The sequence below is a fragment of the Streptomyces cinerochromogenes genome, from assembly GCF_014648635.1.
Classification (GTDB): domain Bacteria; phylum Actinomycetota; class Actinomycetes; order Streptomycetales; family Streptomycetaceae; genus Streptomyces; species Streptomyces cinerochromogenes.
Genome location: NZ_BMRM01000004.1, coordinates 211,697 through 224,527, shown reverse-complemented (window position 1 = coordinate 224,527; position 12,831 = coordinate 211,697). Strand labels below are relative to the sequence as shown.

At 68.9% G+C, this 12,831-nt stretch carries 14 protein-coding genes; 5 read left to right on the top strand and 9 right to left on the bottom strand.

The genetic code is table 11. From position 1 onward, the window contains the following. Positions 1 to 105 precede the first annotated feature (105 nt). From sigM to trxA, 4 genes are all read left to right on the top strand, one after another. On the top strand, positions 106 to 873 hold the full coding sequence (sigM, locus tag IEZ20_RS10080) for an RNA polymerase sigma factor SigM (protein WP_373303918.1): 768 nt from the start codon (positions 106 to 108) through the stop codon (positions 871 to 873). Then, positions 870 to 1,832, top strand: a complete 963-nt coding sequence (locus IEZ20_RS10075; RefSeq protein WP_189296633.1) for an RsmA family anti-sigma factor — start codon at positions 870 to 872, stop codon at positions 1,830 to 1,832. The genes sigM and IEZ20_RS10075 overlap by 4 nt, the downstream gene beginning before the upstream one ends. A 157-nt stretch (positions 1,833 to 1,989) precedes the next feature. Next, positions 1,990 to 2,958, top strand: coding sequence for a thioredoxin-disulfide reductase (gene trxB / locus IEZ20_RS10070; protein WP_189296631.1), 969 nt, complete (start codon positions 1,990 to 1,992; stop codon positions 2,956 to 2,958). 50 nt (positions 2,959 to 3,008) lie between these two features. Then, entirely contained in the window at positions 3,009 to 3,341 is a 333-nt protein-coding gene (gene trxA / locus IEZ20_RS10065; RefSeq protein ID WP_189296629.1) for a thioredoxin, read from the top strand. A 62-nt stretch (positions 3,342 to 3,403) separates the two neighbouring features. Here the strand turns inward: trxA and IEZ20_RS10060 are convergent, their stop codons facing one another. The 9 genes from IEZ20_RS10060 to rpmH all read right to left on the bottom strand — a co-directional run bounded on the left by IEZ20_RS10060 (position 3,404) and on the right by rpmH (position 10,239). Then, complete coding sequence (locus IEZ20_RS10060; protein WP_189296627.1) at positions 3,404 to 4,021, bottom strand: GNAT family N-acetyltransferase; 618 nt, start codon at positions 4,019 to 4,021, stop codon at positions 3,404 to 3,406. A gap of 209 nt (positions 4,022 to 4,230) precedes the next feature. After that, positions 4,231 to 5,331 (bottom strand): ParB/RepB/Spo0J family partition protein, encoded by a 1,101-nt coding sequence (locus tag IEZ20_RS10055; RefSeq protein ID WP_189296625.1) that lies wholly within the window; start codon positions 5,329 to 5,331, stop codon positions 4,231 to 4,233. Continuing rightward, on the bottom strand, positions 5,328 to 6,401 hold the full coding sequence (locus IEZ20_RS10050) for a ParA family protein (RefSeq protein WP_189297029.1): 1,074 nt from the start codon (positions 6,399 to 6,401) through the stop codon (positions 5,328 to 5,330). Before IEZ20_RS10050 ends, IEZ20_RS10055 begins: the two co-directional genes overlap by 4 nt. Positions 6,402 to 6,702: 301 nt before the next feature. Then, a complete protein-coding gene (rsmG, locus tag IEZ20_RS10045) occupies positions 6,703 to 7,419 on the bottom strand; it encodes a 16S rRNA (guanine(527)-N(7))-methyltransferase RsmG (RefSeq protein ID WP_189296623.1) in 717 nt (238 codons plus the stop codon). Between the two features lie 115 nt (positions 7,420 to 7,534). After that, the gene (locus IEZ20_RS10040; protein ID WP_189296621.1) at positions 7,535 to 8,047 is read right to left on the bottom strand and encodes a Jag family protein; all 513 of its coding nucleotides are present in this window, start codon (positions 8,045 to 8,047) and stop codon (positions 7,535 to 7,537) included. Positions 8,048 to 8,062: 15 nt separating this feature from the next. Beyond that, complete coding sequence (yidC, locus tag IEZ20_RS10035; RefSeq protein WP_189296619.1) at positions 8,063 to 9,343, bottom strand: membrane protein insertase YidC; 1,281 nt, start codon at positions 9,341 to 9,343, stop codon at positions 8,063 to 8,065. Positions 9,344 to 9,346: 3 nt separating this feature from the next. Then, positions 9,347 to 9,712 carry a membrane protein insertion efficiency factor YidD gene (gene yidD / locus IEZ20_RS10030; RefSeq protein ID WP_189296617.1) on the bottom strand — a complete coding sequence of 122 codons (366 nt, stop codon included), beginning with the start codon at positions 9,710 to 9,712 and terminating at the stop codon, positions 9,347 to 9,349. Continuing rightward, the gene (gene rnpA / locus IEZ20_RS10025; RefSeq protein ID WP_079080991.1) at positions 9,709 to 10,080 is read right to left on the bottom strand and encodes a ribonuclease P protein component; all 372 of its coding nucleotides are present in this window, start codon (positions 10,078 to 10,080) and stop codon (positions 9,709 to 9,711) included. The genes yidD and rnpA overlap by 4 nt, the downstream gene beginning before the upstream one ends. Positions 10,081 to 10,101: 21 nt before the next feature. Continuing rightward, positions 10,102 to 10,239 carry a 50S ribosomal protein L34 gene (gene rpmH / locus IEZ20_RS10020; RefSeq protein WP_003956500.1) on the bottom strand — a complete coding sequence of 46 codons (138 nt, stop codon included), beginning with the start codon at positions 10,237 to 10,239 and terminating at the stop codon, positions 10,102 to 10,104. 398 nt (positions 10,240 to 10,637) lie between these two features. Here rpmH and dnaA point away from each other — a divergent pair, with 398 nt between their 5' ends. Continuing rightward, positions 10,638 to 12,566 (top strand): chromosomal replication initiator protein DnaA, encoded by a 1,929-nt coding sequence (gene dnaA, locus IEZ20_RS10015; protein WP_189296615.1) that lies wholly within the window; start codon positions 10,638 to 10,640, stop codon positions 12,564 to 12,566. The last annotated feature ends 265 nt before the right edge of the window (positions 12,567 to 12,831 follow it).

Genomic DNA, 12,831 nt, shown 5'->3' with positions numbered 1-12,831 from the left:
CTCCAGGACGGAGAGGGAACCCACCCTTTTCATCAGGGGTCATATGACCAGCGGTTGAATCAGAGGCCCTTGACTGCCCTCACGAGACGGCAAAAACTGTTGCCGTTGCGGGAAGGGCCGGGCGCGAGAGGTGATCACATCGACACCGAGGTGACGGACGCGGACCTGCTCGCCCGCCACGTGAAAGGTGACCCCGAAGCCTTCGGCGAGATCGTCAGGCGGCACCGGGACCGGCTCTGGGCGGTCGCCCTGCGGACGCTGGGAGACCGGGAGGAGGCCGCTGACGCCGTCCAGGACGCCCTGGTCTCGGCCTACCGAGCCGCCCACACCTTCCGAGGCCAGTCGGCTGTCACGACCTGGCTGCACCGGATCACGGTGAACGCCTGCCTGGACCGGGCACGGAAGGCAGCCTCCCGCAAGACGGCTCCGGTCGACGACACCGAGCGGCTGGAGCAACTCCTGGAGCCGTACGAGTCCGCCTCGGAGCCGGCCGAACGGAACGACGTGCACCGCCAGCTCCTGGAAGCACTCGGCACGCTCCCGCCGGAGCAGCGAGCCGCTCTGATCCTGGTCGACATGCAGGGCTATCCCGTGGCGGAGGCCGCGCGGATCCTGGACGTGCCGACGGGGACCGTGAAGAGCCGGTGCGCCCGGGGCCGGGCCAAGCTGCTTCCCCTGCTCACGCATCTACGGCCCGAAGGCGCCGCGAGCCCGCGATCGGACGGGAACGGGGCCGGGAAAGAAACCGGGCCGGGACGGAACCGCAGACGGGGGTCACCCGTCCCACCGGCAACGGGGTCACCCAGCGGGCGCCCCGAAGAAGCGGGACCGAGCGATTCAGCGGTAGTGAAGGGCGGAGGTGGGCGAGCGTGACTTCCACGACAGACACGGCCGGGCACCCGGACGTCGCGGAGATCTCCGACCTCACCGAGGGCCTGCTGGCGCCGGACCGCAGCACGGACATACAGCGACATCTGCACGCGTGCGAGCCGTGCGCGGACGTGTATGCCTCGCTGGAGGAGATCCGGGACCTGCTGGGCTCCGTGCCGCAGCTGGAAACCATGCCGGCCGATGTGGCCGCGCGCATCGACGCCGCGCTCGCCGCTGAAGCGCTGCCGGCGTTCGCCGACGAGGACGCCTCAGACCGTGTTTCACGTGAAACATCGCCCCACACTGAGCCCACCGCTGGGCGCGCCACTGAACCCGCCGCTGGACGCGCCACTGAACACGCGGTCGAGCACACCATCGAGCCCGCCGCTGACCGCCCGGCAGGCCGTCCACGCGCGGCGACCGGGCCCGGACGCAAAGAAGCCAAGCGAGGACGGCGCCGCGGCCGGTTCGTCCTGGGTGCGGTCCTCACCGCGGCAGTGCTCGGCACCGGAAGCCTGGTTCTGACCTCCCTGGGCGGCAACGGCGACCACACGACGGCCCACGGGACCCCGACCCCTTCCGCCGAGACCTTCTCCGGCGACAGCGTGCAGCACCAGGCGCAGGTACTCCTCGCCACCAAGAAGGAATTGCCGCAGGGCAGCGAGAAGCCCCGCCTCAACGCCGGCGGCGCATCGGAGACGCCCTCGACCGAGGGTCCGAACACGTTGATCCAGACCGCGGTCCCTGTCCCCGACTGCGTCCGGCAAGCGCTCCACCAGAGCGCTGACGTCCTGGGCGCCAAGACGGGAACGTACGGGGGCAAGGCCGCCTACCTCGTCGTCGTGGCCGACACCCAGGACAGCAAGCGGGTCACCGCCTATGTGGTCGACGCGGCCTGCGTACGCCAGGAGAACGCCTCCGCCGGCAAGGTTCTTCTGAAGCAGTCCGTCGCACGTCCCTGAGGCCGCTGGAACACTTCTTCGGTCGGTCGCCCCCAGGCACGCGTGTGCCCGGACACACCGGGAATGCGCGCCCCGTAGGATCCGTTGGGTGGGGTGAGAGTCCCGAAAGGGGCTCCCACCGGTCGACTGACGCAGACCAGAGACGAGGAATCAAGCCGTGAGCGACGTCCGTAACGTGATCATCATCGGCTCCGGGCCCGCAGGCTACACGGCGGCGCTCTACACCGCCCGTGCGTCGCTGAAGCCCCTGGTGTTCGAAGGCGCCGTCACCGCGGGTGGTGCGCTGATGAACACCACCGAGGTCGAGAACTTCCCGGGCTTCCGCGACGGCATCATGGGCCCCGAGCTCATGGACAACATGCGTGCCCAGGCCGAACGCTTCGGTGCCGAGCTGGTTCCGGACGACATCGTCTCCGTCGACCTGACCGGTGAGATCAAGACCGTCACCGACACCGCCGGCACGGTCCACCGGGCGAAGGCGGTCATCGTCACCACCGGCTCCCAGCACCGCAAGCTGGGCCTGCCCAACGAGGACGCGCTCTCCGGCCGTGGCGTCTCCTGGTGCGCCACCTGTGACGGGTTCTTCTTCAAGGAGCACGACATCGCCGTGATCGGCGGCGGTGACACCGCGATGGAGGAGGCCACCTTCCTCTCGCGGTTCGCCAAGTCCGTGACGATCGTCCACCGCCGGGACACCCTGCGCGCCTCCAAGGCGATGCAGGAGCGGGCCTTCGCCGACCCGAAGATCAAGTTCATCTGGGACAGCGAGGTCGCCGAGGTCCAGGGCGACCAGAAGCTCTCCGGCCTGAAGCTGCGCAACGTCAAGACCGGCGAGCTGTCCGAACTGCCTGTGACGGGTCTGTTCATCGCGATCGGCCACGACCCGCGCACCGAGCTGTTCAAGGGCCAGCTGGACCTGGACGAGGAGGGCTACCTGAAGGTCGACTCCCCGTCCACCCGCACCAACGTGGCCGGTGTCTTCGCCGCCGGTGACGTGGTCGACCACACCTACCGTCAGGCGATCACGGCGGCCGGTACCGGCTGTTCCGCCGCTCTGGACGCCGAGCGCTTCCTCGCCGCCCTCGCCGACGAGGACCAGGCGGAACCCGAGAAGACCGCCGTCTGACCTTCCACTTCCCCTCCGCCCCACCGCACGACCAAGGTAAGGAGCCACCCGTGGCCGGCAACCTGAAGATTGTGACCGACGACTCCTTCGATCAGGAAGTCCTCAAGAACGACAAGCCCGTCCTCGTGGACTTCTGGGCGGAGTGGTGCGGCCCGTGCCGCCAGATCGCTCCGTCCCTGGAGGCGATCGCTGCCGAGCACGGCGACAAGATCGAGATCGTCAAGCTGAACATCGACGAGAACCCGGGCACGGCCGCGAAGTACGGCGTCATGTCCATCCCGACCCTGAACGTCTACCAGGGTGGCGAGGTCACCAAGACCATCGTCGGCGCCAAGCCGAAGGCCGCGCTTCTCCGTGACCTTGAAGAGTTCATCACGCAGTGACGTTTCACGTGAAACACGAATGGGCCAACCCCGACGGGGTTGGCCCATTCGCATAGAACGGACTACAGCGGTCTCAGCGCCGGCTCCTTCTGGACCGCCCCCAGGAGCCGGTCGAGCGCCATCTCCACGTCTTCCTTCCAGGAGAGCGTGGATCGCAGCTCCAGCCGCATCCGGGGATGCGCCGGATGCTGGCGGACCGTCTTGAAGCCCACGGCCAGCAGATGATCGGCGGGCAACACGCAGGCGGGCTCCTTCCAGCGGGCGTCTCCGAACGCCTCGATCGCCTTGAAGCCCCGGCGCAGCAGATCCTTGGCCACCGTCTGCACCAGCACCCGGCCCAGCCCCTGCCCCTGATACCCCGGCATGATGAAGGCCGTGATCAGCTGGACGGCGTCCGGCGACACCGGGCTCGTGGGAAACGCCGTGGAGCGAGGGACGTAGGCCGGCGGAGCGTAGAGGACGAAGCCCACCGGTACGTCATCGACGTACACCACGCGGCCGCACGATCCCCAGTCCAGAAGGACGGCGGAGATCCAGCCTTCCTTCTCCAGCGCGGAGGTGCCCGCCTTCACCGCTGCTTCGCCGCTGACCGGGTCCAGTTCCCAGAAGACACATGAGCGGCAGCGATGGGGAAGGTCCTGAAGGTTGTCCAGCGTGAGCGGCACGAGCCGACGCCCCATGAAGGCTGATCCTCGCTTCCTTCGCCCGTCGTATCGCGAACGGCTGTCCGAGTGGGCAGACGGTGTCCGATGGATGTGCCCTATCTGATCGCATCGTATCCACGATGCGATTCACTCGATACCGCCTCAAAGCAAAGAGCGGACCGTGTTCCGGTACACACCGGACACGGTCCGCTCTCGCCGACTGGCTGGGCGGCACCGGCCGAGGGTCAGTCCTGCGGCTCCTCGCCGGCGCTCTCCTGGAGGCTCTTCTGGAGGGCCAGCTTCTCGCCCGGGGCGAGCGTGCTGAGGATCCTCTCGAGATCGTCCGCGGAGGCGAACTCGACGGTGATCTTGCCCTTCTTCTGACCCAGCTCGACCTTCACCCGCGTCTCGAAGCGGTCCGAGAGCCGTGTGGCCAGCTCGCTCAGCGCGGGAGAGGGCACGGAACCGGCCCGGGGACCCCGGGAACGCGAGGCCTTCTGGGGGCGCGACCCCATCAGCGTCACGATCTCTTCCACGGACCGCACCGACAGCCCCTCGGCCACGATCCGGTGCGCCAGCCGGTCCTGCTCCTCGGAGTCCTCGACGGCCAGCAGCGCCCGGGCATGGCCGGCCGAGAGCACCCCGGCGGCCACCCGCTTCTGGACGGTCGGCGAGAGCTTCAGCAGCCGCAGGGTGTTGGAGACCTGCGGACGGGAACGCCCGATCCGGTCGGCCAGCTGGTCATGGGTGCAGTTGAAGTCCTTCAGCAGCTGATCGTAGGCAGCGGCCTCTTCGATCGGGTTCAGCTGCGCGCGGTGCAGGTTCTCCAGCAACGCGTCCAGGAGGAGCTTCTCGTCGTCCGTGGCCCGGACGATGGCCGGGATGGCCTCCAGCCCGGCCTCGCGGCAGGCGCGCCAGCGGCGCTCGCCCATGATCAGCTCATAGCGGCCGGGTCCCAGCTGCCGCACCACGACGGGCTGCAGGAGACCGACCTCCTTGATGGAGGTGACCAGTTCCTGCAGCGCGTCCTCGTCGAAGATCTCGCGCGGCTGGCGAGGGTTCGGCGTGATGGCGTCGAGGGGGATCTCGGCGAAGTGGGCCCCCACGGGAGGCGCGGGCACCTCGGCGGCCGGGCTTGCCTGGATCGCCTCGGTCTCCTGTGCCACCGGCGGCAGGGTGGCCACCTTCGCCGCGGCCACTCCACGGTCGGTCGTCAGCACTGGCACGGCCGCGGGGGAGGCGGACGCTCCGCCCCCCATCGCCGCCGGAGCCGGGGTCTTCTCGGTCGGGGCAGCAGGGATCAGTGCGCCGAGACCACGACCCAGCCCCCTCCGTCGATCGCTCACTGGATCCCCTCCACCATGCTCGGGTCTTTCTGGGCGCCGATGTGGGCCTGGCTCGCGTCGTAGCTGATGCCGATGCCCTTCAGCGCGATTTCTCGGGCCGCCTCAAGATACGAGAGGGCGCCGCTCGATCCTGGATCGTAAGTCAGCACCGTCTGCCCGTAACTCGGCGCCTCGGAGATACGGACGGAGCGGGGAATGCTCGTCCGCAGCACCTCGTCACCGAAGTGGGTGCGCACCTCTTCCGCGACCTGGGAAGCAAGACGCGTCCGGCCGTCGTACATGGTGAGCAGGATGGTCGACACATGCAGGGTGGGGTTGAGGTGCCCCCGTACCAAGTCGACGTTACGCAGGAGCTGCCCCAAGCCCTCCAGTGCGTAGTACTCGCACTGGATCGGGATGAGGACTTCGGCGCCCGCGACGAGCGCGTTGACCGTCAGCAGGCCGAGCGAGGGCGGGCAGTCGATGAGGATGTAGTCCAACGGCTGCTCGTACGCCTGGATGGCGCGCTGCAGCCGGCTCTCCCGGGCCACCAGGGACACCAGCTCGATCTCCGCACCGGCGAGATCGATGGTCGCAGGGGCGCAGAAGAGGCCTTCCACATCAGGAACCGGCTGGACGACCTCGGCGAGCGGCCTGCTCTCGACCAACACGTCATAGATGGAAGGCACTTCCGCGTGGTGGTCGATCCCGAGGGCCGTGGATGCGTTGCCCTGGGGGTCGAGGTCGATCACCAGGACCCGGCCACCGTGCAGAGCGAGCGAAGCGGCAAGGTTGACGGTCGTCGTCGTCTTGCCCACGCCGCCCTTCTGGTTGGCGACCACGATGATTCGGGTCTGCTCCGGACGTGGCAGGCCTTCGCCGGCGCGGCCGAGAGCCTCTACCGCCAGTTGGGCCGCACGACCGATGGGAGTGTCGTCCATCGGAGGCGGTGTTTCACGTGAAACATCCGCCCCCATCGACTCGGTACGGGGACCGGGGACCGGATCGGTCATCGGTCCCGCGATGTTGGCGTCGGACCGCAAGGATTCACTCTCCTCGACTTCAGGCTCGCAATGAACAGAGCCTCCCATGTCTTCGGGGTCGTGAACCAGTGAGGCCTGGTCTTCTGTGGAGAAATCCACCTCTGTGGACAACTCCGTGCCCCTTGAGAGGGACGGGGTCTCCGGGGAGACGGAGTCCTCTCGGAGTGATCCGAGAGGCTTCCGGTCGCGAGGTTCGGCCGCAGCGCGGCCACGACTGATGATGCCGTGCAGCAGTGAGCGACGTTTCACGTGAAACACGATGCACAGCGGCTGTGGCCGGGCCTTCGCGACACTCCGGCTCGCACAGGTTTGGCAGCTTGTGTGGAGTACGTCTCGTCGTCAGGACGGATCAGCGACGCCGACGTGCCCGTCCTGTCCGCGCGGCCTTGGCACGCTTCGCGGCGAAGCGCACACCACCCGGGCTCTCCCCGACCTCGACTCGTACGACCGTGGACGGCGGGTCCACCACGCCTTCACCCACATGCAGGATGGACGTCTCCACGGCACCCAGCTTGGTGAGGGCGGTGGCCGCGGCCTTCAGCTCCTCCTCGGCGGTGTCGCCCTTGAGCGCGAGCATCTCGCCGTACGGACGCAGCAGCGGGATGCCCCAGGTGGCCAGGCGGTCCAGGGGGGCCACGGCCCGGGCGGTCACCACATGGACCGGCGGCAGCTTGCCCATGACCTCCTCGGCGCGGCCGCGCACGACGGTCACATGGTCCAGGCCCAACAGCTCCACGACCTCGTTGAGGAAGTTGGTACGCCGCAGCAGGGGCTCCAGCAGGGTGATGTTCAGGTCGTCGCGGACCAGGGCCAGCGGGATGCCCGGCAGCCCGGCACCGGAGCCGACGTCGCAGACCGTCACCCCCTCCGGAACGGCCTCGGAGAGCACAGCACAGTTCAACAGGTGCCGCTCCCACAGGCGGGGCACTTCCCGCGGGCCGATCAGGCCCCGCTGCACGCCCGCCTCGGCGAGCAGCTCCGCATAGCGCACCGCATCGGCGAAGCGATCGCCAAAAACTTCCCGCGCCTGCTCGGGCGCGGGGGGAAGCTCCGCTGCCTCCGTCACGGGGACCGTCCTTCCGTACAGCGCCGGCGCTTCGCGCACCGGCCACCAGAACTACCAGGCTGACAAAGTTCGGCCCCGCCTGCGGGCAGACGGGGCCGGTGAAACGAGGGGCCGATCAGGCGGGCAGTACGACGACGAAGCGCTGCGGCTCCTCGCCCTCGGACTCGCTGCTCAGTCCCGCAGCCTTGACCGCGTCGTGCACGACCTTGCGCTCGAACGGCGTCATCGGCTTGAGCTTCACGGGCTCGCCGGTGCTCTTCGCCTCGGCGGCGGCCTTGGCGCCCAGCTCGGACAGCTCGGACCGCTTCTTGGCCCGGTACCCCGCGATGTCCAGCATCAGCCGGCTGCGGTCGCCGGTCTCCCGGTGCACCGCCAGGCGCGTCAGCTCCTGCAGCGCCTCCAGCACCTCGCCGTCCCGGCCGACCAGCTTCTGCAGGTCGCGGCTGCCGGTGTCGCTGATGATCGACACGGAGGCGCGGTCGGCCTCGACGTCCATGTCGATGTCGCCGTCGAGGTCGGCGATGTCCAGCAGACCCTCCAGGTAGTCCGCCGCGATCTCACCCTCCTGCTCCAGGCGGGTGAGGGTGTCTGCACCCTCGGCAGCGGCGGGGGTGGTGCCTTCCGTCACGGGATGGGCTCCTTCTTACTTCTTGGACGGGGACTTGGGCCGCTGCGGGCCACCCTTGCGCTGGCCGGACTGGGCCTTGCTGCGGGTGCCGGAGCCGGGCTTCTGAGGCTGCTTGGCAGCGGCGGGCCGGGCGTCCTGCGGCTCGTCGGACTTCTCCAGCGACGGGGTGTCGCCCGCCTGCTTGGGACCGCCGGACTGACGCTGGGACTTGCTCTGGCGCTTGGGCTGCTGACGCCGGGCGGCCGTGGCCGTGGCCGTGGCGGTGTCGGTGACCGCGCCTTCCTCGGTCTGCGCCGCGGCCTGGACCGCGCTCTTCGTCACGGTGCCGTCGGTCTGGGCGACGAGGCCGGCCTTGTTCAGCGCGTTGATGAACTTGCGCTCGAACTCGTTGCGGTCGCGGCCCTTGGCGACGATCGCCTTGATGATGACCTTCTCGCTGCGCCGGCGGATCTTGCCGTGCTGCGTGACGTGCTTGGTCAGGCGCTCCAGGTAGGCGGCCTGGGCCTTGGAACCCGGGGTCGGGTTGTTGTGGATGACGTACATCTGCTGGCCCATGGTCCACACGTTGGTGGTCAGCCAGTAGACGAGGACACCGACCGGGAAGTTCACACCGAAGACGGCGAACATGACCGGGAAGACGTACATCAGCATCTTCTGCTGCTGCATGAACGGCGTCTTCACCGTGGTGTCGACGTTCTTCGTCATCAGCTGGCGCTGCGTGTAGAACTGCGACGCCGACATCAGCACGATCATGATCGCGGTGACGACACGGACGTCGGTCAGCGAGGCGCCGAGAGCGGTGATCTGGCTCTCGCTGCTGAAGAACTTGGCGGCCAGCGGGGCACCGAAGATGTGGGCGTGACGGGCGCTGGCGAGCAGCGGCTCGTTGATGACGCCGATCGTCTTGCCCGTCGCGATGCCGTTGAGCACGTGGTACAGGGCGAAGAAGAACGGGGACTGCGCCAGGATGGGAAGGCACGAGGAGAGCGGGTTGGTGCCCGTCTCCTTGTACAGCTTCATCATCTCTTCGGACTGGCGCTGCCGGTCGTTCTTGTAGCGCTCCTGGATCTTCTTCATCTCCGGCTGGAGCGTCTGCATCGCGCGAGTCGACTTGATCTGCTTCACGAAGAGCGGGATCAGGCAGATGCGGATCAGGATCACCAGGGACACGATGGACAGGCCCCAGGCCCATCCGGTGTCAGGGCCGAAGATCGCCCCGTACACCTTGTGGAACTGGACGATGACCCAGGAGACGGGCCAGGTGATGAAACTGAAAAGGCTGGCAATCGTGTCCACTAATCATGCTCCTTGGGCATGGGACGAGGTCTCTGCGGCCGGGCTCGAAGGAGACTCGGAAGCAAGATTCGCTTCGGTGGCCGGTTCGGCGGCGGAGGGCCCGCCCCTGCGTGCGCGCCACGCGTTGCGCAGTATTTCGTGCCACCGCGGGCGCTTACGCGGTGGAACATGGTCCACACCGCCGAGCGACCACGGATTGCACCGGAGGATGCGCCAGGCGGTGAGTGCCGTGCCCTTGATCGCACCGTGCCGGTCGATGGCCGTGTAGCCGTAGTGGGAGCACGACGGGTAGTACTTGCACACCGGCCCCAGCAGCGGACTGATCGTCCACTGGTACAGCTTGATCAGAGCCAGTAGTGGGTACTTCATCGCGCGCCCCCTCCCAGCAGCCGCTCAAGAGCGGCGTCCAGGTCTCGGGCCAGCTGTGCGTGGTCTGCGTCGCCCGCTCCGGGCAGCGCTCGTACGACTACCAGGCTACCGGGGGGAAACAGGGCGACTCGGTCACGCATCAGGTGGCGCAGTCTGCGCTTCACTGTGTTGCGCACGACCGCGCCACCCACGGCCTTGCTCACGACGAAACCCGCACGCGTCGGGGGAGCGCTCTCCCCAGGCGCGTGCGGGTCCGTGGCACCGCTACGAAGGTGGACGACGAGAGTCGGGCGTCCGGCCCGACGACCCCGTCGTACCGCGGTCGCGAAGTCCTCGCGCCGCCTCAGCCGGTTCTCGGTGGGCAGCACGATGTCATGACCTGACCGGGATCAGGCGGACAGACGGGCGCGACCCTTGCTACGGCGGGACGCGAGAATCGCGCGGCCGGCACGGGTGCGCATACGCAGCCGGAAGCCGTGGGTCTTCGCGCGACGACGGTTGTTCGGCTGGAAGGTGCGCTTGCTCACTCGGGGGCTCCAGAAAGAATCAGTAGTGGCGGGGTGCCGTCCTGGCTGTCACCGTGCGCCCACGAGTAGCTCGCGTCACGCCCGAGTGCACCGCTTCCCGATCACCTGACGTGACCTGTGCCCATCGGAGGCAGGCGGCAGCAGCCATCGACAACTCGACCTGGTTACGGTACGCGGGGCTACGCCATCCGGTCAAACCGGGGGGCGCCGGGAGACACTGTCCACAGGCTGGGGACAACAACTTGAACCCTACCCGCCGCGCTGACTACCGTGGCTGGACTCCGATTCGTTCCCTTGTCCCCACCCGAGCGGGATTGCCCCCCGCCCATCCACCCCGGATTCCGTCCCGACCCGTCCGCGAACCACACGTTCGTGGGACCTGTGAGAGAGCGTGCCCTGTGGCTGACGTACCTGCCGATCTTGCCGCAGTGTGGCCACGCGTACTGGAGCAGCTCCTGGGTGAGGGCCGCGGACAGGGTGTGGAGGCGAAGGACGAGCACTGGATCCGGCGCTGCCAGCCGCTCGCGCTGGTCGCGGACACCGCTCTGCTCGCCGTGCCGAACGAATTCGCGAAGGGCGTACTGGAGGGCCGTCTCGCGCCCATCGTCAGCGAGACCCTGAGCCGTGAGTGCGGCCGCCCCATCCGGATCGCGATCACCGTGGACGACTCGGCGGGTGAACCGCCGGCCCCCGCGACGCCGCCCGCCCAGCAGCCCCCGAAGCCGCGCTACGAGGAGCCGGAGCTGCCCTCCGGACCGTACGAGGGCTACGGCCGCCACCGCGGCGACCAGCTCCCGGGCGCCGAGCCGCGCACGGAGCACCCGTCCGGCCGGCCGGACCAGCTCCCCACCGTCCGCCCGGCCTACCCCTCCGAGTACCACCGTCCGGAGCCCGGCGCCTGGCCGCGCCCCGGCCAGGACGAGTACGGCTGGCAGCAGCCCCGGCTCGGCTTTCCCGAGCGGGACCCGTACGCCTCGCCGTCCTCCCAGGACCCCTACGGCTCCGGTGCGGACGCCTACGGCGGCTCGCGGCAGGACTACCGCCCGCAGGGCATGGAGCGGCCGCCGTACGAGCAGCAGCGCGGCGAGTACGAACCCTCCCGCCCGGACTACGACTCCGCGCGCTCCGACTACGAGCCTGCCCGCACCGAGTACGACCAGCGTGACCCGGTGCGCCGTGAGTTGTCCGAGCCGCCGTCGCACCGGGGCGGCCCCGGCCGTCCGGACATGCCCTCGGCCGGCGCCCCCGGCTCGCCGGCCGCGCAGCCGGCGTCGTCGAGCGGCCCCGGTGAGCCGACCGCGCGTCTGAACCCGAAGTACCTGTTCGACACGTTCGTCATCGGTGCCTCCAACCGCTTCGCGCACGCGGCGGCGGTCGCGGTCGCCGAGGCACCGGCGAAGGCGTACAACCCCCTGTTCATCTACGGGGAGTCCGGGCTCGGCAAGACGCACCTGCTGCACGCGATCGGGCACTACGCGCGCAGCCTCTACCCGGGCACGCGCGTGCGGTACGTCAGCTCGGAGGAGTTCACCAACGAGTTCATCAACTCCATCCGCGACGGCAAGGGCGACAGCTTCCGCAAGCGCTACCGCGAGATGGACATCCTGCTCGTCGACGACATCCAGTTCCTCGCGGACAAGGAGTCGACGCAGGAGGAGTTCTTCCACACCTTCAACACCCTCCACAACGCCAACAAGCAGATCGTGCTCTCCAGCGACCGGCCGCCCAAGCAGCTGGTCACGCTGGAGGACCGGCTGCGGAACCGTTTCGAGTGGGGCCTGATCACCGACGTCCAGCCGCCGGAGCTGGAGACGCGTATCGCGATCCTGCGCAAGAAGGCGGTGCAGGAGCAGCTCAACGCCCCGCCGGAGGTGCTGGAGTTCATCGCCTCCCGCATCTCGCGCAACATCCGTGAGCTGGAGGGCGCGCTGATCCGGGTGACGGCGTTCGCCTCGCTCAACCGGCAGCCGGTGGACCTGGGCCTGACCGAGATCGTCCTGAAGGACCTGATCCCCGGGGGCGAGGACTCGACGCCGGAGATCACCGCGACGGCCATCATGGCGGCGACCGCGGACTACTTCGGGCTCACGGTCGAGGACCTGTGCGGCAGCTCGCGGGGCCGGCAGCTGGTCACGGCCCGGCAGATCGCCATGTACCTGTGCCGGGAGCTGACGGACCTGTCGCTGCCGAAGATCGGGGCGCAGTTCGGCGGGCGGGACCACACGACGGTCATGCACGCCGACCGGAAGATCCGGGCGCTGATGGCCGAGCGGCGCTCGATCTACAACCAGGTCACCGAGCTGACCAACCGCATCAAGAACGGCTGAGGCCGGCCGTACGGCGACGCCGAGGGCGCCCGGGGACATGCTCCCAGGGCGCCCTTCCGTATCCCCTGGACCCCTCCGAGCGGACCCGCAACGGCCGCCAGGGCCACGCTCAGCCGTCCCCGGCCGATCCCAGATCACGCTCAGCCGCCCTCAGCCGCCCTCAGCCGCCCTCAACGGCCCCCGGACCACGCCCAGGCCGCTCCGCAACGGCCCCAGAGCCACGCCCAGGCCACCACTCAACGGGCCCCGCAGCCACGCCCAGCCG